At 73.2% G+C, this 21,809-nt stretch carries 20 protein-coding genes and 1 pseudogene; 8 read left to right on the top strand and 13 right to left on the bottom strand.

Annotated elements, in window-relative coordinates; genetic code table 11:
* Positions 1–52: 52 nt before the first annotated feature.
* Together ACFV0T_RS05485 and ACFV0T_RS05480 are read right to left on the bottom strand one after the other, a co-directional pair.
* Positions 53–457, bottom strand: a complete 405-nt coding sequence (locus tag ACFV0T_RS05485; protein ID WP_385774716.1) for a rodlin — start codon at positions 455–457, stop codon at positions 53–55.
* Between the two features lie 354 nt (positions 458–811).
* On the bottom strand, positions 812–1,219 hold the full coding sequence (locus ACFV0T_RS05480) for a rodlin (protein ID WP_385774713.1): 408 nt from the start codon (positions 1,217–1,219) through the stop codon (positions 812–814).
* A gap of 221 nt (positions 1,220–1,440) precedes the next feature.
* On the opposite strand from ACFV0T_RS05480, the gene ACFV0T_RS05475 reads away from it, so the two are divergent.
* The 3 genes from ACFV0T_RS05475 to ACFV0T_RS05465 all read left to right on the top strand — a co-directional run bounded on the left by ACFV0T_RS05475 (position 1,441) and on the right by ACFV0T_RS05465 (position 3,944).
* Positions 1,441–1,848 carry a rodlin gene (locus tag ACFV0T_RS05475; RefSeq protein WP_385774710.1) on the top strand — a complete coding sequence of 136 codons (408 nt, stop codon included), beginning with the start codon at positions 1,441–1,443 and terminating at the stop codon, positions 1,846–1,848.
* A gap of 356 nt (positions 1,849–2,204) precedes the next feature.
* Positions 2,205–2,432, top strand: coding sequence for a chaplin (locus ACFV0T_RS05470; protein WP_385774709.1), 228 nt, complete (start codon positions 2,205–2,207; stop codon positions 2,430–2,432).
* Positions 2,433–2,567: 135 nt separating this feature from the next.
* A complete protein-coding gene (locus tag ACFV0T_RS05465) occupies positions 2,568–3,944 on the top strand; it encodes a chaplin family protein (RefSeq protein ID WP_385775097.1) in 1,377 nt (458 codons plus the stop codon).
* A 64-nt stretch (positions 3,945–4,008) separates the two neighbouring features.
* Here the strand turns inward: ACFV0T_RS05465 and ACFV0T_RS05460 are convergent.
* Positions 4,009–5,253, bottom strand: a pseudogene (locus ACFV0T_RS05460) (NAD(P)-binding domain-containing protein).
* Positions 5,253–6,626: an ATP-grasp domain-containing protein gene (locus ACFV0T_RS05455; RefSeq protein WP_385774708.1), complete on the bottom strand. Its 1,374-nt coding sequence runs from the start codon at positions 6,624–6,626 to the stop codon at positions 5,253–5,255. The pseudogene ACFV0T_RS05460 and the gene ACFV0T_RS05455 overlap by 1 nt, the downstream one beginning before the upstream one ends.
* A gap of 168 nt (positions 6,627–6,794) precedes the next feature.
* Between ACFV0T_RS05455 and ACFV0T_RS05450 the strand changes: the two genes are divergently transcribed.
* Positions 6,795–8,204 carry a glycoside hydrolase family 26 protein gene (locus tag ACFV0T_RS05450; protein WP_385774706.1) on the top strand — a complete coding sequence of 470 codons (1,410 nt, stop codon included), beginning with the start codon at positions 6,795–6,797 and terminating at the stop codon, positions 8,202–8,204.
* Positions 8,205–8,229: 25 nt separating this feature from the next.
* Here the strand turns inward: ACFV0T_RS05450 and ACFV0T_RS05445 are convergent, their stop codons facing one another.
* From ACFV0T_RS05445 to ACFV0T_RS05405, 9 genes are read right to left on the bottom strand one after another with little or no spacing between them, the layout of a single operon-like run.
* A complete protein-coding gene (locus ACFV0T_RS05445; RefSeq protein WP_385774704.1) occupies positions 8,230–9,336 on the bottom strand; it encodes a GNAT family N-acetyltransferase in 1,107 nt (368 codons plus the stop codon).
* Positions 9,337–9,350: 14 nt separating this feature from the next.
* A complete protein-coding gene (locus tag ACFV0T_RS05440) occupies positions 9,351–10,007 on the bottom strand; it encodes a lipopolysaccharide biosynthesis protein (RefSeq protein WP_385774702.1) in 657 nt (218 codons plus the stop codon).
* The gene (locus tag ACFV0T_RS05435) at positions 10,004–11,182 is read right to left on the bottom strand and encodes a glycosyltransferase (protein ID WP_385774700.1); all 1,179 of its coding nucleotides are present in this window, start codon (positions 11,180–11,182) and stop codon (positions 10,004–10,006) included. The genes ACFV0T_RS05440 and ACFV0T_RS05435 overlap by 4 nt, the downstream gene beginning before the upstream one ends.
* The gene (locus ACFV0T_RS05430) at positions 11,182–11,931 is read right to left on the bottom strand and encodes a polysaccharide deacetylase family protein (protein WP_385774698.1); all 750 of its coding nucleotides are present in this window, start codon (positions 11,929–11,931) and stop codon (positions 11,182–11,184) included. The genes ACFV0T_RS05435 and ACFV0T_RS05430 overlap by 1 nt, the downstream gene beginning before the upstream one ends.
* Positions 11,915–13,645, bottom strand: coding sequence for a murein biosynthesis integral membrane protein MurJ (gene murJ, locus ACFV0T_RS05425; RefSeq protein ID WP_385774696.1), 1,731 nt, complete (start codon positions 13,643–13,645; stop codon positions 11,915–11,917). The genes ACFV0T_RS05430 and murJ overlap by 17 nt, the downstream gene beginning before the upstream one ends.
* Positions 13,642–15,021 (bottom strand): O-antigen ligase family protein, encoded by a 1,380-nt coding sequence (locus tag ACFV0T_RS05420; protein WP_385774694.1) that lies wholly within the window; start codon positions 15,019–15,021, stop codon positions 13,642–13,644. The genes murJ and ACFV0T_RS05420 overlap by 4 nt, the downstream gene beginning before the upstream one ends.
* A 5-nt stretch (positions 15,022–15,026) precedes the next feature.
* Positions 15,027–16,451, bottom strand: a complete 1,425-nt coding sequence (locus tag ACFV0T_RS05415; protein WP_385774692.1) for an exopolysaccharide biosynthesis polyprenyl glycosylphosphotransferase — start codon at positions 16,449–16,451, stop codon at positions 15,027–15,029.
* Entirely contained in the window at positions 16,448–17,668 is a 1,221-nt protein-coding gene (locus ACFV0T_RS05410; RefSeq protein ID WP_385774690.1) for a glycosyltransferase, read from the bottom strand. Before ACFV0T_RS05410 ends, ACFV0T_RS05415 begins: the two co-directional genes overlap by 4 nt.
* A gap of 55 nt (positions 17,669–17,723) precedes the next feature.
* A complete protein-coding gene (locus ACFV0T_RS05405) occupies positions 17,724–18,716 on the bottom strand; it encodes a DUF3344 domain-containing protein (RefSeq protein WP_385774688.1) in 993 nt (330 codons plus the stop codon).
* 266 nt (positions 18,717–18,982) lie between these two features.
* Here ACFV0T_RS05405 and chpG point away from each other — a divergent pair, with 266 nt between their 5' ends.
* The 4 genes from chpG to ACFV0T_RS05385 all read left to right on the top strand — a co-directional run bounded on the left by chpG (position 18,983) and on the right by ACFV0T_RS05385 (position 21,694).
* Entirely contained in the window at positions 18,983–19,222 is a 240-nt protein-coding gene (gene chpG, locus ACFV0T_RS05400) for a chaplin ChpG (protein WP_385774686.1), read from the top strand.
* A gap of 362 nt (positions 19,223–19,584) precedes the next feature.
* Positions 19,585–20,385 carry a hypothetical protein gene (locus ACFV0T_RS05395; protein ID WP_385774684.1) on the top strand — a complete coding sequence of 267 codons (801 nt, stop codon included), beginning with the start codon at positions 19,585–19,587 and terminating at the stop codon, positions 20,383–20,385.
* A gap of 350 nt (positions 20,386–20,735) precedes the next feature.
* Positions 20,736–21,026 (top strand): hypothetical protein, encoded by a 291-nt coding sequence (locus tag ACFV0T_RS05390; RefSeq protein WP_385774682.1) that lies wholly within the window; start codon positions 20,736–20,738, stop codon positions 21,024–21,026.
* A gap of 164 nt (positions 21,027–21,190) precedes the next feature.
* Entirely contained in the window at positions 21,191–21,694 is a 504-nt protein-coding gene (locus ACFV0T_RS05385; protein WP_385774680.1) for a DUF5949 family protein, read from the top strand.
* Positions 21,695–21,809 lie beyond the last annotated feature (115 nt).

Genomic DNA, 21,809 nt, shown 5'->3' with positions numbered 1-21,809 from the left:
GAACGGCGGGCCACCGGAGGACCGGTGACCCGCCGCGCGCGGAGTGAACGACTCAGTTGTTGTTCTGGCCGTTGCCCGACAGCGCCGAGATGTCGTCCAGGATGTGCGACAGCGGCTCGTCACCCTTGGCCTGGGTCGAGTTCTCGACGCACTGCTGGTTCTGCGGGGAGGACAGGACGTTGATGTCCTGGACGGCGATCGGGGCGGCGCCGAGGAGCGAGCCCAGGTTGGCCTTGAGCGGCAGGCCGACGCAGGGCTTGTTCAGCGAGCCCTGGACGAGCGAGAGCTGCGGGCTCATGTCGCCGAAGGTCGCCGAGTTGCCGAACGCCTGCGAGGCGCCGTTGCCGCTCGCGGAGTTGGTGCCGTCGTTGCCGATGGCCAGCGCCTGCGGCGCGGCCGCGGCCGAGACACCGGCGACGGAGGCGGCGATAGCCGCGGTTGCCCACAGCTTCTTCATGGTCTTTCCCTTCGAAAGGCGGACTCCGGGGGGCGGAGCTGCATGATCGTCAACTGTCCGGACCGGGTGAGGGTTGCGATGAGTACTCCGTTCGGCCCAGCGCAGTCCGATGAGGCGACGAGCGCCCGCGCGCTCATCCGGTCGCTCTTCGTCCGGACCTCGCTCGCACCTCGAACCGTCGCTCCTCCATGCAGAGTTGAGCTCGACACTCGGAACCGCCGGAACGCGCGAGGCACTTGGCCACTCCACGCACAACAGAAGAGCGGGCCGCCCGGAGTTCGGCGGCCCGCTGGTCGGAGCCGGGAGGATCAGCCCCTGGGCTCAGTGCAGGAGCCCGCTGTCACGAGGTGGGGCTCAGCGGTTGCCGGTGCCGTTGCCCGCGAGGACCGCGATGTCGTCCAGGATGTGCGACAGCGGCTCGTCACCCTTGGCCTGGGTGGAGTTCTCGACGCACTGCTGGTTCTGCGGGGAGGACAGGACGTTGATGTCCTGGACGGCGATCGGGACGGCGCCGGCGACCGAGCCCAGGTTGGCCTTGGCCGGCAGGCCGATGCAGGGCTTGTTCAGCGAGCCCTGGATGAGCGCCATCTGGGGGCTCATGTTGCCGTACGTCGCCGAGTTGCCGAACGCCTGGTGAGCGCCGTTGCCGCTGGCGGACGAAGTGCCGTCGTTGCCGATGGCCAGCGCCTGCGGCGCGGCCGCGGCGGAGACACCGACCACGGAAGCGGCGACCGCGGCAGAGGCCAGAACCTTCTTGATCACTTACTAGTCCCTTCTGAGGAAACGCCCGTCCACCGGAGCGCTATCGGCTCAACTGGCCACGCCGCGCTTGGTTGCTGCCCTTCACCCCGATGGCCTAAGCGTGTCGGGACTTCCCACCCGATGGGTGAAGGATCGCAATCAATCCGCAACCGATCACCGTGAATCCGGTTGATGCGGGGGCAGGAACACACGTCTTGGCGAAAGCCGGGAAAGGAAACGAAATGCTGAAGAAGGCAATGGCTGCGGCGGCGCTGGCCGCCTCCGTCGTCGGCACATCCGCGGCGGTCGCCCCGCAGGCGCTTGCCATCGGCAACGACGGCACCAACTCCGCCAGCGGCAACAAGGCCACCTCGAAGTTCGGCAACTCTGTGACCAGGGGCGACCTGAGCCCCCAGGCCAGCCTGGCGCAGGGCTCGCTGAACAAGCTCTGTGTCGGTCTGCCGGTCAAGGCCAACCTGGGCTCGGTCGGCGGCGCCGTCCCGATCGCCGTCCAGGACATCAATGTCCTCTCGGCGCCGCAGAACCAGCAGTGCGCGGAGAACTCCACCCAGGCCAAGGGCGACGAGCCGCTGTCGCACATCGTGGACGACATCTCGGTTCTCACGGGCAACGGCACGGGCAACGGCTGATTCCCCGCTGATTCCCGGCTGATTTCCGTCCGGGGCGGCGCCCGAGACGCCGCGTCTGATTCTCGTTCAAGAAATAGCTCGGGCCGCCCGGTTCCTTCCGCGGGCTGTCCGAGCTTTTTCGCGTGTGCTCTGCCGAAACCCTTCCCCCCCACTCAGGCGAACCGTTTCCGCCCGCGTGTATGCCGAGTGCCGCTTCTCTGAATGCGTTCGAGTGAATTCCCCGGCGGCCCACGTTCCGGAGTTTCTCCGGCCGTCTATCTCTCGTTTGCAGCCTGCGAGTCATGTGCGAGCCGTTCCGACTGCGCTCGCTCGGTTTCGACCGTCACAGGAGCATGACCGCGGAGAAGGGAAATTCCATGAAGAAGACCGCTGCTGTCGTCGCGGGTCTGATCCTGGCGCTGGGCGGGGCCGCTCCGGCCTTCGCCGACGCCGACGCCGACGCCGCCGCTTTCGGCTCCCCGGGTGTCCTGTCCGGCAACGTGATCCAGTTCCCGATCCACATCCCGGTCAACCTGTGCGGCAACACCGTCAACGTGATCGCCGCGCTGAACCCGACAGCGGCCAACGCCTGCGCCAGCGACTGACGACGCAGGCAGCTCAGCCACTCGGCTGTCTCAAGGCCGGCCCTGGACCAAGGCGCTTTGTTCCAGGGCCGGCCTTTTTCCCACGCCCCTTCGAGCAGGAAGACCACGAGATTGCGCCAGACCCTGAGCAGGGGAATGGTCGCGGCAGCGGCCGCGACAAGCATTCTGTCGCTGTACGGCACTTCTGCCGTCGCCGACACGCACGCGAACGGGACCGGAGCCGGATCACCTGGGGCCGTGTCCGGCAGCAGCCTCTCCGCCCCGGTCGAGGTTCCGGTCAACGCCTGTGGCGACACGGTCGACGTGACCGCCGCGTTCAACCCGTCGTTCGGCTCCTGCGTCCGCGCTGCGGCCGCGCACCGGTCGGAGTCGTACGGCGACGACGACCTCGGGTACGGGACCGCTGACGACTCCGGCTACGGAGCCGACAAGGACTCGGGTTACGGAGAGCAGAGCGGGTACGGGGATCACACCACCCCGCCTTCGCATGATTCCGGGTACGGGGATCAGACCACCCCGCCTTCGCATGATTCCGGGTACGGGGATCAGACCACCCCGCCGCCGTCCGACTCCGGGTACGGGGATCAGACCACCCCGCCTTCGCACGATTCCGGGTACGGGGACCAGGCCACCCCGCCTTCGCATGATTCCGGGTACGGGGACCAGGCCACCCCGCCGCCGTCCGACTCCGGGTACGGGGATCACACCACCCCGCCGCCGCACGACTCCGAGTACGGGGCTGACGCGGATTCGGGTTACGGAGACCAGGGTGGGTACGGGGATCACACCACCCCGCCGCCGCACGACTCCGAGTATGGGGCTGACGCGGATTCGGATCACGGAGACCAGGGCGGGTACGGGGACCAGACCACCCCGCCTCCGTCCGACTCCGGGTACGGGGATCACACCACTCCGCCTCCGCATGGTGGTGGCGAGACGCCTTCGCCTCACTCCGGGTACGGAGATGACGACGACTCGGATCACGGAGATGAGGGCGGGTACGGGGATCACACCACCCCGCCTCCGTCCGACTCCGGGTACGGGGATCACACCACTCCGCCTCCGCATGGTGGTGGCGAGACGCCTCCGCCTCACTCCGGGTACGGAGATGACGACGACTCGGATCACGGAGATGAGGGCGGGTACGGGGATCACACCACCCCGCCTCCGCATGGTGGTGGCGAGACGCCTCCGCCTCACTCCGGGTACGGAGATGACGACGACTCGGATCACGGAGATGAGGGCGGGTACGGGGATCACACCACCCCGCCTCCGCATGGTGGTGGCGAGACGCCTCCGCCTCACTCCGGGTACGGAGATGACGACGACTCGGGCTACGGGGATGAGGGCGGGTACGGGGACCACACCACCCCGCCCGGTGGGCCGCCGCCCAGCCTGCCGGACACCGGGAGTGAGGCCATGCTCGCCGCTTCCGGCATCAGCGCCGCGCTCATCGCGGGCGGAGCGGTTCTGTACCGGCGGGGCAGGGGCAGGGTCGCGTCCCGGCGGTGACGTGCCGGGTGCCGGACGGGTGGTTCCGTCCGGCACCCGTGTCCAGCCCGTACGCCGTTCGCCGTCAGCGTCGTACGGCGTCCACCATGTTCCGGCCCGGCGCCGGGACCGGCGCACCGCCCGGCCCCGTGTGCAGCCGTCGCCGTACGCCCCGTACGAGCGTGCCCGCCGTGAAGGTGGCGCCGTGCACGAAGCGCATCGCCGGGCCGAAGTCGGCGGCCGTCACCAGGCCCGCCAGGAACAGCCCGGGGTGCGAGGACTCGAAGTCCCCCCGACCGCCGGCGCGCCGTCGGCCCCCGTGGCCAGCGTCCCGCGCAGCCCGTCGGCGAGCAGCCCGAGCCGGTCGCGGGTCGCCCGGAACCCCGTGGCGGCGATGACGTGTTCGGTCTCCAGCGGGCGTAACCGCGCCCGCCGGTTCCAGCCGGACCCCGCCCGGCACCGCGTGCGCCGCCGCCACCTCGTGGCCGAGCAGCACCTCAACGGACCGCTCGACCCGGTCCCGTACCCACCAGGCGCCCGCCGGGCCGAGTGCCGTGCCCGCGATCCGCGCCCGCGTCCGCTCCGGGAGGCGGCGGTAGAGGCCGGGGCGCTCGGCGTAGAACCAGTTGCGCCAGCCGCAGCCCAGGCCGCTGTGCGGGGAACGCGCCGACTGCCACCAGGGGCGCGCCCAGGGCGGTGGCACGTCGTTCCAGCACAGCCGGCCGGCCCGCGCCAGCACCCGTACCCGGGTGCCCTGTTCGGCGAGCAGCGCCGCTGTCTCCAGGGCCGCCTGGCCGCCGCCGAGCACCGTGACGTCCTTGTTCCGGAAACGGCCGAGGTCGCTGTGGTGGCTGCTGTGCGAGACGAGACCGGGGGCGAGGCCGCGCAGCGCGGACGGGATCTCGACGAAGGGCAGTACGCCGATCGCGAGCGCGACCGTACGGGCGTGCAGCACCTCCCCGTCGTCGGTGACCACCTCGAAGCCGCCGGGTTGGGCCGCCACGTGGACGATCGCGCGCTCGTCCACCGCCGGCACGGCATGCCGGGCGAACCACAGGCCGTACTCCGCGAACATCTCCACCGGGATCGGTTGCCCGTGACGCGCCGTCACCCCCTGCCCGGCGCAGTACACGTCGAGCCGCCGACGGCCGTCCGGGTCGGACAGGTGGGAGGCCCACGGCTCCGACTTCAGGAACATGCCGCGGGGCATGTGGTCGCGCCAGGACGCCATGGGCCGGCCGAAGACGCGCAGCGTCAGCCCGGCGGCGGCGGCGTGGGACGCGATGGACAGGCCGTACGGGCCCGCGCCCACCACCAGCAGGTCGTACATCAACGGCTGCCCGCTCTCTCGTCGTCGGTCGGTTCGGTCACGGCCGACACACCGGGCACGCTCGGCACAGCGGCCGGCACAGCGGCCGGCACAGCGGCCGGCACACCGGTCGTCCCGGCGGTCATCGACGGGAGGGAGGGCGCGGACGCCTGGCGCACCACGCGCGGCCGTACCTCCGTGTCGCGCTTCGCGCACAGCCCCCGCAGCCGGCCCAGCAGCCGGCGTGAGACATGGCGGCACCACAGTCTCCACATCGCCCGCCCGGGGCCGGGATCGTCCGGCGCGTACCACGCCAGCTCCCGGCGCGCCGGTGACGATCCGCGAAGCGCGGCCAGCGGCGCGTAGTTCTCCACCACGAATTCCCGTTCGGGCCGCGGCGCTCCGTCCGGCAGTGGACGGTGGGTCAGGTCCAGGTGCAGGGCGCGGACGACGTCCAGCCCGGCGGTGTCGGAGAACAGCCGGAACTGGGCGCCGGGGCGCGGATTGAAGTCGAGCAGGTGGTAGCGGCCGGTCGTGCCGCAGCGACGGAAGTCCAGGTCGAGGATGCCGCGGTAGCCGAGCTCTCCGGTGAGCCGCTCGGCGAGCGCCTGCACCTGGGGGTTGGGGGTCCACCGGCCCACCGCCGTGAGGCCCGCGCCGCGCGGCCAGGAGCACAGCTTGCGGCCGGGGCCGCCGCCGCGAACGGCACCGGTACGGTCGGCGTACCCGTGGAAGAACCAGTCGCGGTCCGGGCCCGGCGGCAGGAACTCCTGGAGCAGCAGCCGGCTGCCCGCCTCCTCGGCGCGCAGAAACAGCTCGCGGGCCTCCTGGGTGGAGCGCACCATCACCGTGCTGCGCAGACCGCGGCCCGCGGGCAGCAGCCAGGGCCGGCTCCACTTCGCGACCACCGGCAGCCCCAGCTGCCAGGCGGCCCCGGCGGCCTGCGCCGCGCTCTCCGGAATCACGGTGGCCGGGTGCGGTACGTCCACCGCGGCGCACACGGCGGCCAGTTCCGCCTTGTCCGCCACCCGCTCGGCCAGCACACCGGGTTGCCGCGGCAGCAGATACGCGGGCTCCAGATCCTCGCGCAGCCGGCCCACCGCGACGGCGCCGGCGTCGTCCATCGGGATCAGCACGGCGGGACGGGCGATCCCGGCCGCCACCTGACGCAATGTCATGGCGAGCTCGGTCAGGGACGCGCCCGGCGGGGGCGGTGGGTGCAGCCGGGTCACGAAGCGCGACCTGCGTACCGGGCTTCCGACGGAGTCGGCGACCACGTGCACGTCCACGCCGGCCCTGCCGAGTGAGCGCACGGCGCCGAGCGTGCCGTGGTGAAACGGATTCCGGTCGACCCGCAGCAGAACGGCGGGGACGCGGATGTCGAGCAACGACACGGACTTCTTTCCTTAGCGTCGGTTCACCCGTGCGCCGGAGCGGATCACCCGAAGGACCCCACCGCACTGGCCGAGTTCATCTTCATATGACTGAGTGTCAGTAATCGGAACGTCGGAATGTCAGAGAAGGCGCCAGACGTCAGCACGCGAATGGAGAAAGGAGCAGGCATGGCCCCACAGCAGCGACACGCCCGGTCCAGGCGGCTGGCCGTCATCGCGGCCACGGTCGCCGCGTCGGCCGCCCTGGCCTCGGGTCCTGGATTCGCCGCGGGCGCGGGGGTGGTGCGGGTCGGCGATCCGCCCGCTCCTACGCCCACCGTCCCGGCCGCCGCGGCGACCACCCCGGCCCCCGCCGTGACCGAGCCGACCGTCCCGCCGGCACCGGCAGTCCCGCCCCAACCCGTCGTCCCGCCCCAACCCGTCGTCCCGTCCGAGCCGGCGGTCCCGTCCACATCGGCCGTCCCGTCCACCCCGGCAGTCGTCACGACCCCGATGCCGGCGGAGACGACGAAGCCCGCGGAGGCGGGGAAGCCCGACGAGGCCGAGAAGGACGTCCCCGCCTTCGGCGCCTACCTCGAGTACGACGCCGGTGGTGTGGCCCGGATGGCCGAACTCGGACGCTGGCTGGGCGGCGCGGACCTGCGCGTCGGGCACACCTATCTGCCGGGGGACCGGTGGCAGAACATCGAGGGCGACGTCGACTTCCTCGACGCGTGGGCGCGCTGGCGCAACGAGAAGGACGACCGGATGTTCGTCCTCAACGTCCCCATGCAGGAGGGCAACGAGGCGGGCGTCTCCGACACGAAGGTGGGGCTGCTGCTGCGGGAGGGTGCCGCCGGGGCGTTCGATCACCACTTCCACGCCCTCGCCGAGCGACTGGTGAAGCTGAAGGCGCCGGACACGGTGATCGTGCTCGGCTGGGAGATGAACGGCATCACGTACACCCATCGCTGCGGGCCGGACCCGGAGGCCTGGAAGAAGTACTGGAACAGGATCGTCACCACCATGCGTTCGGTGCCGGGCCAGAAATTCCGGTTCGACTTCGCGCCGAGCCGGGGCCAGGACGCCGTTCCCTGGACGGAGTGCTATCCGGGGGACGACACGGTCGACATCATCGGCATGGATTCCTACGACCAGCCGTCCGGGCTGACGTTCGAGGAACAGGTGAATGAGCCCTACGGTCTGCAGAGACACGTGGACTTCGCCAAAGCCCATGGCAAACCCATTTCCTATCCGGAATGGGGACTCTTCGGCAACGGTGACAACGCCGACTACGTGCGTCGCATGATCACCTGGATGAATGAGCACCGGCCGCTGTACAACACGCTGACCGACTACTGCCCGCACGGCGTGTGGCAGTGCTCGGCCAACCCCGAGTCGTCCGCGGTCTACCGTGCCCTCCTCTCCAAGCCCACCGAACCGAGCACGCCGCCGACCGAACCCCCGACCACGCCGGCCGAACCCACCACTCCGCCGCCCACGGCGACCTGTTCGCCGCTGGATCTCGGCGACTGGGTCGAGTACTGGCTCGGCGGGAAGCTGTGTCTGCGGTTCGACTGGTGGTCGCACACCCGGTAGCGCCTCCGGGTGGCGGCGGGCCAGGTCAGGACCTGTCGCCACCGTCGCGCTCCCGCAGGCGGCTCAGCAGTTCCTTGCCGCGCCGCCGGGCGGCCACGTCGCACACCACCGCCGACATCAGCGCGGCCGTGCGCCGCCGGGCGAGCAGCAGCCGCTGGTTGACGACCGGTTCCGGACGCCAGTGGTGCTTGTACGGCTCGTTGCCGCGCAGCAGGCTCAGCGTGCCGCGCCCGCCCCCTCGCGTGTGTTCGGAGCACGCGTCGAGCAGCATCACCGCCACGTCCGCCTTGCGTTCGCGCAGCCGTGGATGGGCACCGTAGAGATAGCCGCCCGCCAGCCGCCGCGACAACAGCGTCAGATCCACGGCGACCACGTCGTCGTCGAGCCGGAACTCGGTGACCACCGCGTTCCCGGAACGCACCATCGGACCCACCGACCGCACCAGATGCTCGCAGAACCGCGTCTGGAGGTGCTCGGACGTCACCTTCCGCCCCTGCCACTGGAGCCGGTGCAGTTCGAGCAGCCGCCGCAGCGCCGGATCCACCTCGTCCGGCCGGACGACCTGCCGCTCCACACCCAGCGCGGTCAGCTTGCGCAGTTTGGCGCGCACCCGCTGGGCCTTCGCCGCCGGCAGCCGGGCGACCAGCTCGTCCATCGGCACGGCGGGCAGCTCCAGGCACAGCGAGTCGTTCTCCCGGCGCCGCGGCCCGCGCCAGCGGTCGTAGACCCGCTCGACCGCGCCGCCGGGCCGCACCTCGCGGAAGTCGATCAGCGCGGTGCGGGCGGCCGCCGCGAGCCCCTCGGTGAGCGCGGCCACGGCCTCCTCGCCGCGCTCGTCGTCGACCAGCACGTCCCCGTAGTCGGAGATCGCCCCGCCGAGCGGCACCAGCGCGGGCACCGGACGGCGTACGGCCATCAGCGGGGCGACGGCGACGAGTTCGGCGCCGTCGCGCACCAGCAGCAGCCGCAGCCGGCCCGGCCTGCCGTACGACAGCCACCACGAGTACAGCCAGGCGTGACTCTGGAAGGGCGTCGCCGCCTGGCACCGCTCGTACAGCCGCCCCCAGGCCGGAGCCAGCGCGGCGAAGGAGCCCTCGTCGGTGACCAGGTCGGTGGTGTACGTGGGTCTCACCCCCGTTCGTGCCGTCACAACTGCCCGTGCACGTCGGCGGCGAGAGCCGGTCCGGGCACGGAGGCGGACCGTGCCGTGCCCCGATCGGCCCGCCGCGGCCGGACCAGCGCCAGCAGCCCGCCCAGCAGCCCGCCCGCGCTCGCGCCCACCAGACCGGTCACCGCGGGCGACGCCGAGGACGGCGCGGTCGGCCGGACCGCCCGCGCGAACTGCTGGAGCTCGACATGGGTGGAGTTCTTGTTGTCGTTGGCGTGCCGGGTCAGCGCCCGGGAGACCGCGTTGGCCATGTCGGTGGCCTGGTCCGGGCGCGAGGAGGTGGCCGTGACGGAGACCATCGGGGCGTCCGGCGAGGTCGCCGTGCGCACGCTCGACTGGAGGGTCTTCACCGGCACGCCCGCCGACACCTGCGCCTGCCCGAGCACCGCGAGCTGCGTGGCGACCCGCCCGTACGCCTGCGCGAAACCGAGCGCGGACGCCGGATCGGACTTCTCGGTCGGTACGACGACGACGTAGGCCGTGGCCGTGTACGACGGCGGTTCGAGCAGCCCGTACGCGCCGCCGAGCAGGCCGCCGGCCACGGCGCCGGACGCGAGGAGGGACCAGGCCGGCAGGGCCCGGGTGCGGGACAGGGGGGAGGCCGGACGGTGTGGTCCGGTCGGGTTCTCGGTCATGAGGAACTGGCTCCCTGGGGTGACGGGGACTGCGGGGACGGGGAGGAGAGCGACGGGTCGGTGCGGGAGACGGCCGCCGCGTAGACGCCCATGAGCCGGGCGGCACTGCGGCTGATGCTGTAGTGATGGGCGGCGTCCGGGGCGATGCGCGGCTGGGGGCCCCGGGCGCGGGCCGCGGCCAGCGCCCGGGTGAAGGCCTCCGGGCCGCCCGTCACACGCAGGGCGCCGGGCGCGGTGCGCGGGGGCAGGTCCTCGATCGCCGGGCAGGACGCGTAGAGCACGGGCAGCCCGCAGGCGAGGGCCTCCACGATCGCCAGGCCGAAGGCCTCCTCCGGGGACGGCGAGGCGAGCAGGTCCATCGCGGCGGTCAGCGAGGGCAGGTCGGGGCCGGGGGTGCCGTCGGGCACGTAGGGGCGTTCGCCGGTGAACAGCACCCGGTCCGCCACCCCGGCCTCGTGCGCGGTGCGGCGCAGGACGCTCTCCTCGGGGCCGCCGCCGACCAGCAGCAGCCAGTAGTCGCCGGGGAGTCCGGCGAGGGCGCGGACCAGGACGTCGAAGCGTTTGCCGGCGGTGAGCCGGCCGATGCCGCCGACGACGTAGGCGCCTTCGGGCAGGCCGAGCCGCTGGCGGGTGCGCAGCCGCTGGACCGGGTCGAAGCGGAAGCGGGCCAGGTCGATGCCGTTGGGAACGATCTCGATGCGCGGGGCGGGCACGCCCCAGTGCTTCAGACGGTCGGCGACCGTGGGGGAGACGGCGACGGTCGTGGAGCCGAGGCGCTCCCCGGCGAGGTACAGGGCACGGACCCCGGACGTCAGTCTCCGGCCCTCCATCTGGGAGTCGCCCAGGGAGTGTTCGGTGGCGACGATCGCGCGGACGCCCGCGAGCCGGGCGGCGAGCCGGCCGTACAGACAGGCGCGGTAGAGGTGGGTGTGCACGAGGTCGTAACGGCCCCTGCGGATGAGCCGGACCAGGCGGGGCAGGGCCCCCAGGTCGCGGTTGCCGGTCATGCCCAGGTGGACCACGCGCACCCCGTCGGCGAGCAGCCCGTCGGCGACCGCGCCGGGGTTGGTGAGCGTCACGACGTCGCAGTCCACGGGGAGATGGCGCAGCAGGAGCCGCAGCTGCTGCTCGGCGCCGCCGACACCGAGGCCGGTGATGATGTGCAGGGCCTTCATCACAGCCCCTCGACGGGCCGGCGGCGCAGCCGGTGCAGCCGGTGCTTGAGGAACAGCCGTACGGCGTTGTCGTTCTGGCCGATGTGGACCCGGGGCAGGGCCAGCCGGCCGCCCAGCGGACCGGGGTCGATCGCGCAGGCGTAGGCGTATCCGGCGTCCCGTACGGCGTCGACCGCGCGCCGGTCGATCGTGCCGTACGGATAGCAGAAGCCGTCGACGGGCGCACCGCTCAACTCCGAGAGCAGCGCTCTGCTCTCGATGGTCTCGCGCTTCAGGGTGAGGTCGTCCGCCTCGGTCAGGTCGACGTGGGTCATGCCGTGCGAGCCGATCTCGACGCCCTCGTCGGCGGCGTGCCGGATGCCGGCGGCGGTCAGCAGCGGTTTGCGCGGGCCGAGCGGGTCCCAGGCGTTGTCGCCGCCGAGCCGGCCCGGCAGGACGAAGAGGGTGGCGCCGAAGTCCATGCGGCGCAGCACGGGAAGGGCGTGGTCGACGAAGTCGGCGTACCCGTCGTCGAAGGTGAGCCCGACCAGGCCCCGCCCCCTGCCGCGGGTCCGCGCGGCGAGCAGCGCGGCCATGGACACACCCCGCAGACCGCGTCGGGCGAGCCACTTCAGCTGCCGCTCCAGCCGGTCCGGCGTGACGGTGACGCGGTAGGGGTCGTCGGAGCAGTCGCCGACGGAGTGGTACATCGCGATGAACGGGACGGACCCCGTCTCGGCGGGGTCGGCTGGATCAACGGAAGAGGCCATGAGCAAGCCTTCGGGTCGCGGAACGTACGGATCTCAGTGCGGGGGCGAAGCCCTCGGTGTGCAGGGCCAGGCCGATCAGGACGAAGACGCAGACCACGGTCAGCGAGCCCATCGCGAGGCCGGCCACCGCGGAGTGCGGCCGGTTCGCCACGAACAGGCCGGCCGCCGTGGCGACGACCGCGGCGCGGGCCGGCTTGCTCAGCTCGCGCAGGACGCGCCGGGTGCGGATCGGGACGCTGCGCGGGCCCATTCCGGCGAGCAGCAGCGCGGCCGTGACGGTGATCCCGGCGGCGTTGGCGGCGGCGATGCCGGTCACGCCCCAGGGGCCCACCGCCCACGCGCCGATCCAGGAGGTGGCGATGACACCGCCGGCCATCGCGCCGACCGGGTACCAACTGGGCCGTCCCGCCGAGAAGTACGAGCGGACCAGGGCTCCCACCAGAGTCTGGCCGAGCAGGCCGAGCGCGTACACGCGTATGACGTCCGCCGTCGCCGCGGTGTCCCGCGCCGTGAACGCGCCGCGCTGGAAGAGCAGTTCGACCAGCTGGGGGGCGCAGGCCACGACGGTGGCGGTGCCCAGGAGCACCATGCACGCGGCCAGCGACAGGTCCCGTTCCACCCGGCTGCGGGCTCGCTCGGTGTCTCCCTCGGCCAGCGCCCGCGCGACCACCGGGAAGGTGACCGTGCACAGCATCAGCGACAGCGTCATCGGGATCTGGGCCACCTTCTGGGCGTAGTTCAGGTGCGAGATGGCACCTGCCGGGAGGGTGGAGGCGAGGAAGCGCTCGACGAGGACCTGGGACTGGCGGCACAGGGCGAAGAGCAGGACGGTCGCGACGAGGGCGAGGTCCATCGGCCGGGCGTCGGACGCGGACTCCGGGACACCGGTTCTCGGGACGCCGGCTCTCGGGACACCGGCCCTCGCGGCGTGGGCCCCCGCCTTCCTCCGTCTCTTCCGTCTCCGCCGCAACTGCTTCCGCAGCGAGGGCACTTGGGTGAGCACCATCAGACAGCCGCCGACCGCGACCCCGGCCGCAGCCGAGCGCACCCCCCAGCGCCCGCCGAGAACGAACATCCCCGTGATGATCCCGGAGTTGTAGGCGACGTAGATCGCGGCCGGCGCCAGGAAACGGCGGTGTGCCCGCAGGGCCGCGCTGCAGTATCCGGCGAGCCCGAAGCTCAGCACACAGGTCGCGGTCAGCCGGGTGCAGTCGACGGCGAGGGCCGGGTCCGGCAGGCCGGGGGCGAGGGCCTCGACGAGGTAGGGGGCGGTGCCGATCAGCAGGGCCGACACCGCGACGAACGCCAGCGACAGCCGGGGCAGGGTGGTGGCGACCAGGGAACGCACCGGGTCGCCAGGCACGCCCTGCGCCCGCCGCGCCAGTGCCATGCTGAACGCCGGGATCAAGGCGAACGCCAGCCCGTCCTCGATGAGCAGCGTGGCCGCGAACTCCGGCACGGTCCACGCGACCAGGAAGGCGTCCGTCTCGCTGCCCGCCCCGAACAGCCGGGCCAGCGCCTGGTCGCGCACCAGGCCGAGCAGCGACCCGGCGATCGACAGGGCCGCGGTGACGAGCGCCGCCCTGGCGAGGAACCGCCGGGAGACGGCGGCGTTGTCGGTGCCGTCCCCGGCCGGCCGCGCGGACCGGGGCGGCGGTACGGTCACCGCCCCGTCGGTGGCGGCCCGGGGCGGCCGGGAAGGCGTCACCGTCATCGGGCCCCGGCCTCCTCGGTGTCCCGGTGCCCGGGTACCGGCATCCCCGCCGCGGCGTCCTCGCGCTCGCCCGCGGCCAGCGCCCACCGGGCCACCAGCCCGAAGCAGACGGCGGTGAGCACGGTGGAGGGGCCGCCGATGTCGGCGTACGCGAAGTCGACGAGCTGCCACACCAGCAACCCGCAGGCGACGAGCGCGCAGTCCAGGCCCGGACCGGCGCGCCGAACCCGCAGCAGCCCCCGCAGCGCGCACACCAGCAGTGCCAGCCAGCTCCCGGCGAGCGTCAGCAGCCCGATCAGGCCCTGCTCGGCGAGCAGCAGCAGATACATGTTGTGCGGGGACAGCAGCGGCTGCCTGCGGAAGGCGGCGCCCGCGCCCTCCGTGTCGCTGCCGGACGACAGCGCCAGCGAGGCGTGGGCGTCCCGGTGATCGGGGAAGCCCTTCAGTCCCACGCCGGTCAGCGGGTGTTCGCGCCACATGCCGGCCGCGGCCGCCCACATGGTGTAGCGGTCGGTGACCGACTGGTCGGGGGCGTTCGTCACCTGCGTGATGCTGTTGACGCGTTCCTGGAGCATGGCCGAACCGACCCCGAAACCGCCCACCAGGATCACGCCCGCGGCGGCGGCCACGGCGGCCACCTTCAGCGCACGCCGCATCCCGGCGAGGACCAGCTGCACCGTGCAGGTCGCGGCCGTGGCGATCCACGCCCCACGGCTGAAGGACAGCGCCAGCGGCAGCAGCAGCGCCGACGCGCAGGCGGCGGCGACCACCCGCTGCCGCAGCGGCGTGCGCCCGAGCGCGAGGCCGAGCGCGCACACCAGCCCGAAGGAGACGACGGTCGCCATGCCCATCACGTCCTGCGGCCCGAAGGTGCCGACGGCCCGGATCTCCTCCCCTTGGTAGGAGGCGCCGGTCCCGGTGACGTACTGGTGCACGCCGACCGCCCCCTGCCATCCGGCGAGCACCACGAACGACCAGGCCAGCAGCCGGAAGTCGGACCGGCCGCGCACCAGCAGCACGACGGCCGCCGGAACGAGGACGAAGATCTGGAGGTAGCGGCCGAGACCGGTGATCCCGGCCCCCGGCGAGGACGCCCCCATCGCGGCTAGCGCGAGCCCGACGACCGGCAGCCCCAGCACGAGGGCGGCGGTGCCCGACAGGGGGCGCCGCCGCTGCCGTACGAGCCGGACCACGCAGAACAGGACCACCAGCGCGGAGACCGCGTCGGCCGGACCGGCCCCGCCCTCGCCGCCGGGGGAGAGGGGCAGGCCGAGCAGGGCGACCACGGCCACCACGGGCAGGACCGGGGACAGCCTGGCGAAGCGGGGCGGTGGCGGGGAGAGCGTGACGGAGCGGGACGGCGGGGCGAGGCTCATCGTCGTCAGCTCCCCGTCGGACGCACGAGTGAGGCGGCGGTGCGCAGCAGGATGCAGACGTCCTGCCACAGCGACCAGTTGTCGATGTAGGCGTTGTCGAAGCGGGCACGGTCCTCGATCGAGGTGTCGCCACGCAGCCCGTTGATCTGGGCCAGCCCGGTGATCCCGGTCTGCATCCGGTGACGGGCCGCGTAGCCGGGGTGGTGCTGGCTGAACTGGGCGACGAAGTAAGGGCGTTCGGGGCGCGGGCCGACCAGGCTCATGTCGCCCCAGAAGACGTTCCACAGCTGGAGCAGCTCGTCCAGCGAGGTCTGGCGCAGGAAGCGGCAGAACGGGCTCATCTCGCGTTCGCCCGCCACGCTCCACCGGGTGGCGGCCTCGTGCTCGTCGACCGGGCGGTGCGTGCGGAACTTCAGCAGGGTGAAGGGGCGCCCGTCCTTGCCGATCCGCTCCTGCCGGAAGACCACCCCCGGCCCGCCGGTGATCCGCAGTACTACTGCGCACACCAGCAGGAGCGGGCTGACCAGCAGCAGCGCGGCCCCGGACAGCAGCACGTCCAGCACCCGCTTGCCGAGACTGCCCGGCCGCCGCACCCCCATGTCCAGCCGCCGGCAGGAGAAGCCCGCGAGCTGGTCCCGGGTCGCGTACGACGGGGGGTCCGCGTCGATCTCCCACACCGTGCAGCCCGACTCGGCGAGCGCCCGCAGCAGGGGGCCCTGCGCGGTGCGTACCGAGGGGTGGACGGCGAGCACGTCGCGCACCCCGTTCTGGATGAGCGCCCGCTGCACCTCCTGGCCGGAGGTCAGCACCGGCAGCCCCCCGGCGCCCTCGGGCCGCTCGGCCACGATCCCCACCGGTCGCACCCCGCACCGCGGGTGGCGCAGCACGGCCGCGGCCACCCGCTGCGCGGCCGCCGCGGGGCCGATGACCAGCGCGGTGCGCGGCCGGCGCAGCAGCGCGGCGCGCCGCCGCCCGTGCACGATCCCGCGCCCCGCGCAGTCCGCCGCCGCCTGGAGCAGTAAACCGAGCACGAGCGTGCGCGCGGACAGCGCGTACTGCGGCGTGTACGCGGCCACGAGCGCCGCCAGGGTCAGCCAGCCCACCGCGATCCGCCCGCAGACGGCGGGCAGTTCGTCGAGCACGCCCGGCACGGGCCGGTTGCGCGCGGGGCGCAGCAGTATGGTGGCGGCCACCAGCAGCGCCACCACGAGCGGCCGTCGCTGGGCCGGGGTGAGCGCCAGGACGGCGACGAGCGCGGCGGCGAGATCCGCGAGCAGCAGCGGAAGCGGTGAGGCGGGCCGTGCCGGGGGACGGCGGGCCGGGAACCGGAAGCCGGCGCCGCCCCCGCGCGGCGGCATGACCGAAACGGGCGAGAATCCGTGGTCCCGTGGCAGCGCGCCGGGGGAGGGGACGGTACTTTCCGCAGTCACGGGTGGATGGACTCCCTGTACTCGGTGGGCACGACGCGCCCTGTTGCCTGGTCCGGCTCGCCGCCGAGCAGGTCGTGGTAGAGGGCCGCGACGGCCGCGGCCGTGTGCCGCACGTCGTGCGTGGCCAGGACGTGCCGGCGCCCTCGGTGGCCGAGCGACTCGCGCAGCGGCGGGTCGAGCAGCAGCCCGCCCACGGCCGTGGCCAGCGCCCCCGGGTCGCCGGGCGGGACGAGACAGTGCCCGGCGAGCGCGGCCGGCAGGCTCTCCCGGGCGCCGTCCACGTCCGTCACCAGCACCGGACGGCCGCAGGCCATCGCCTCCAGCGGGGCCAGCGCCATGCCCTCCCAGCGCGAGGGCAGGACCACCAGGTCGGCGGCCTGGTACCAGGGCACGGGGTCGGTGACGGCCCCCGCGAACAGCACGGACCGCGGTGCGCGGGCGCGCAGGCGGTCGCCCTCCGGCCCGGCGCCGACCAGCACGAGCCGGGCGGCGGGCACCCGCCGCAGCACGGCGTCCCAGGCGTCCAGCAGGACGTCCTGGCCCTTCTGCCGGCACAGCCGCCCGACACAGACGACCAGCGGCGCGCGCGGATCGCCGTCCCCGCCGTCCCCGCCGTCCGCGCTGTCCCCGCCGTCCACACCGAGCGCGGCCCGTACGGTGTCGGCGGTGGCGGGTCGGAAGCGGATCGGGTCGATCCCGTTGGGGATCACCGACCACCGCCCGGTGATACCGGCGCGCTCACCGGTCGCGCGCTCCGCCTCGCTCACACACACCACCCGCGATGCCCAACGCGCCCCCCACCGCTCCCACTTCGACGCCAGCGCCGAGGTGACGCCGCCGACCGCCTCGAACGACCAGGCGTGCGGCTGGAACACGGTCGGGATCCGTCCCCGCACGGCGATCCGCCCGGCGAGCCCGGCCTTCGCGCTGTGCGCGTGCACCAGGTCGGGCCGGACCTCCCCGAGCACCCGAGCGAGCCCGCGCACCTCCGCGAGCAGCGTCGGACCGGGCGAACGTGTGGCCCGCCAGTTCCGTACGTCGGCGCCCGACGCGCCCAGCACGGCGGACAGTTCGCTGTCCGGGCAGGCGACCGCGACCCGCAGACCGGCCGTGAGCTGGGCCCGCACCAGATGCGTCACGACCTGGGCGACTCCCCCGTCCACGGGCTGGGTGAGGTGGAGGACCCGTGGCCGGGCGTCGGTTGCTGGCAGGTGCATTGCGCGGTTTTCCTCGCTCACGGGTGGCGCTCGGGACGTGCGGGAACGCGCCGTCTCACTGCCGGGCGTCGACGGCGACGAAAAGCGCCCCGGACCACGCCGCGTCCCGCTGGGAAACGAGCCGGACCGTCAGCTGGTCACCACCTCGCTGCAAACCCCTGGCCAGATCGAACACGTCGGAGTCGTGGCCGAGGGTGTTCACATGGGCCGGCACCCGCTCCGCCGTGGCCTCGGCAGGCTCGCTGATCGTGGAGTTCGGCACGTCGTCCCCGGGATCGGCCGGGTCACCGAGCACGGTTGCGGCCCCGGAAGCCGTCGAGAGCGTGAGCGAATCACCCGTACGGCCGCGGTCGCCGTCGTACGCCACCGGACCCGCCTGGCCGCCGGTGCCGCGCGGGAAGCGCGGCCCGGACAGCCGGATCCCCTGCGTCGTAAGGGAGTTCAGCGGGTCGAAGCCGTCCCGGAGCAGGTGCCGCAACGGCTCGGCCGCGCGCTCGTACGCCACCACCAGCGTCCAGCCGCCCCAGGCCCCGGCCGCCGACCTGCCCGTCGCCCCATTGACCCGCGCCACGGTGTACAGCCCCGAACCGCTCTCCCGCACCAGCCGGGTGACGTCCGCGGAGGCCCGGAAGTCGTCGGCGTCCCCGTCCGCCCGGTGACCCACGACCGTGTCCGCGAGCACCTCCTCGTACTGGCCGCCGGGCTCCGCGACCAGCACCCGTTCGTTGTCCCTCGGCGGCTTCTGCTCACCGACGCGCAGGCCGCCGCTCCAGTACAGCCGGGCGTACGTCGCCCGGGCGCCGGCGGGCAGCCGGACCTCCGCGCGCGAGGAGTTGTAGGTGTTCGGGTCGCTGTCGACGTCGATGCCGGACATGTCGAAGTCGCCGTAGACCGCGGTCCCGCCTCGGAGCGCCTGGTACCGCTGGGCGAACGAGAGGCGCGTCGCCTCCGGCGCGGGCGATGCGGCGGTGCCGGGTGCCCAGATCGTCGCGAGAGTCGGAGCGCTCACCGTCGCACGGCGCAGCAGCGGACCCAGGGAATGGCGCATGACCGGCGGTGGCCCTTTCGAGGAGGTTCGTCGACCAGGGGATCAGCGGAATCGGCTGCTCGTAACGGCGCGTGGGAAGGTCCGCAACTCTAACCACTATCCGTATTAATCAGCAGAAACCGGACAAGTGTGTCGGAATCGTGAAGCCCTCCTTCGGTGGGATCACTCCAATGGCCGCACACCCCGCGGGTGCCCGGCGCGTTGACACAGCGCCGGTGCATCCCCGCCCGGCTGTTTGTGTCAACCCCCCCAAGGAGCACCTCTCCATGTCGCGTATCGCGAAGGGCCTGGCCCTGACCTCTGTTGCCGCCGCGGCCGTCGCCGGGACGGCCGGCATCGCCGCCGCCGACAGCGACGCGCACGGCGCCGCTGCCCACTCCCCGGGCGTACTGTCGGGCAACGTCCTGCAGGCTCCGGTCCACATCCCGGTCAACGTCTGCGGCAACACCGTCAACATCATCGGGCTGCTGAACCCGGCTTTCGGCAACACCTGCTTCAACGACTGACGTCGGACGCACCCCCTGCGACCGGCCGCTCTCGGGACGGAGAGCGGCCGGTTCCGCGTGCCCGGGGTTCCTGCGCCGGTTCCTTCGTGGGTGCCATCGCCGCGGTCCAGCGTCTTCGCGGGTGCCCTCAAGTGGTCCGTGGTTCGTCGCGGGTTCCTTCGCGGGTCCGTGCCGGTGCTCGTGTTGCCCCGAACAGGGGGAGGGGGGCCCGGCCCGGCGGAGGGCCTCGGCGGGCCTCTCACCAGCGATGATGTCGATGGAGTGGCGATGGGTCGGTGACCGTTGGCACTCTCGCGGTTGCAGGGTGCGACGCACGATTCCACGGTGGATGCGAGTCCCGATGCACCACGAAAGGAACCTCCATGCGTGGCCTGCCCGTCCGGCGTATCGCCTCCACCGCAATCTGCGCCACCCTTGTCCTCGGCATCGCCGCACCGACCGCCATCGCAGCCGACGCCGACGCGGCCCGTGAGCGCACCCAAGCGGCGTCCCGAGCGCCTGTCCCCGGCGCGGACGCGCTTCTCGCCCAGGCCAAGGCGCTGGGTGACCTGGGTACCGTGCTCACCCCCGTCACCGACCTGCTCACCGCCGCGCTCAAGGCGGACGCCGGCCAGCTGTCCCCCGAGGAGGCGACCAAGCTCGTCGACGCGGTGAAGGCCGCCATCGCCAAGATCACCGCGTCGGCGCCGGTCTCCCCGCCCGCGCTCCCGGTGACCCCGCCCGCGGTGGCCGTCCCCGCCACCCCGGCCCTGCCCGCCGTGCCGACGCCGCCCTCGCTGAACCGCGGCGCGGACGCCAAGCCCGGCGCACCTGCTCCGGCGCGCGCCGCCGACGTCGCGGGCGACGCGCTCGCCGCCCTCCAGAAGGCGGTCGACAAGCTGCTGGCGGCCGTGACCTCCGGCGACGTCTCCCAGGTCGCCCCCGCGGCCACCGCCGTCGTCACGGGTCTGGTCGACCTGCTCGCCGCGACCCTGCTGGGCGGCGGCCTGCCGGCGCCTGACCTGGCCGGCCTGCCGACGCTGCCGAGCCTGCCCGCCGCCGCCCCGGCCCTGCCGGTGGAGGCGCCGGCTGTGCCCGCCGCCCCGGCCCTGCCGGCGGAGGCACCGGCTCTGCCCGCCGCCGCCCCGGCCCTGCCGACGGGGAGCCTGCTGCCCGCCAAGTAGCCCTCGCGGCGCCACCGCACCGCCGCACAGTCCCATCCGGCCGCTGTGCCGTTCGTGTCGGCTGTCCGGGCCGCTGCGCCGGTCGTCCGGCTGTCGTGTCGGCTGTCCCGGCCGCCGTCGATCGTGTCGGCCGTCGTGTCGGCTGTGGGGCCGTCGTGTCCGCCGATCCGGCGGCCGCGGTCGGCCCCTCCGTTTCCCGGGAGGATCCATCCCCTCCTCTCCTCGGGAGGGTTCATCCGAGTAGGGGTGCAGGAAGTTTCTGCGCCCGGGGTTTCCGCCCCGGTCAGGGCTCGTTAGGCACGGCGTCAGAATTCCCTGAGGTGACCTGAGTCGCCGAAGAGAGGAACAGGATGAAGTCCCTGAAGGCTGCCGCTGTCGTTGCCGGGTCCATGGTCCTCGCCGGCGCCGCCGCGCCCGCGTTCGCCCACAACACCGCCGACCTCACGCCCACCAGCCTCAACGGCGCCGTCGACACGCTCACCAAGGGCCCCCTCGGCGTGCACGACGTGATGCCGCTCCAGCACCAGTCAAACGCCCTCGACACCGAGAACAAGGGCTCCGCGCTCAATACGGTGAAGGGCGCGACCACCGCCCTGAACTCCCACAACCCGCTGCTCGGCGGCCTGCCGCTGCAGGGCTGACACGCCTCGGGGGCCGTGGCCCAGCGCAGGGGACCGGCCCCCGGCCCGCTGTTCGAGGCGCGTCCCCCGCCGCGTCCCTCGATCGTGTGGAGCAACCCCGGGCCGTCGTCCGGTCGGGTGAGAACGTGCCCGGCGGCCCTCCGCGGCGTCGGTAGGGTCGCGCGGTGACTTCAACCTCAAGCGAAATCCGCCCCCTTCGCGTCGCCGACCTCGGCACGCTCGTCGTGATCCCCTGGAGCGGCGAGACCTCCGACGGCGGCGACATGCCCTATCTGCTCGCCTACTCGCTCGGGGACGCGGCGGACGGCCCCGAGGCCGCGACGGCCGCCGTGACACGGCTGCTGAACGACAACGGCCTGCGCGTCGGCGGCGACCTGGTCGACGGCAACGTCAAGCCGAGCATCCCGGTCAGCCTGCTCGTCGAGTCCGGTCATGCCGTCGTCGCCATGCCCCCGCACCTCAACGCCCAGTGCACCCCGCCGCCGGAGTGGCTGGAGGCGGTCGCCGCCCGCGGCTACGCCTACTTCGTGTTCACCACCCGCCCCTGGCCCGAGGCCGCGCCCGGCGCGCCCATCACCCCGGAGGCGCTGGCCGCGTTCGCCGGTGCGGACGAGACCCTGAACGCGGCGGCACACATCGTCGTCCCGGCCCGCAGCCTGCGCGTCTGACGGCGAGGACCGGTTCGGGACCGGGCTCGGGGCGCGGCTCTGGGGCCGCCCGGTGGCGCCCGTTCCCCTGTCGTACTACTACGGCGTTCGGGGGAATCTTGAGCTGATGTCGTTT

Origin of the sequence: Streptomyces sp. NPDC059582 (assembly GCF_042735715.1) — a bacterium.
In the GTDB taxonomy this organism is placed as follows: Bacteria; Actinomycetota; Actinomycetes; order Streptomycetales; family Streptomycetaceae; genus Streptomyces.
This window is presented reverse-complemented; position numbering and strand designations above follow the sequence as displayed.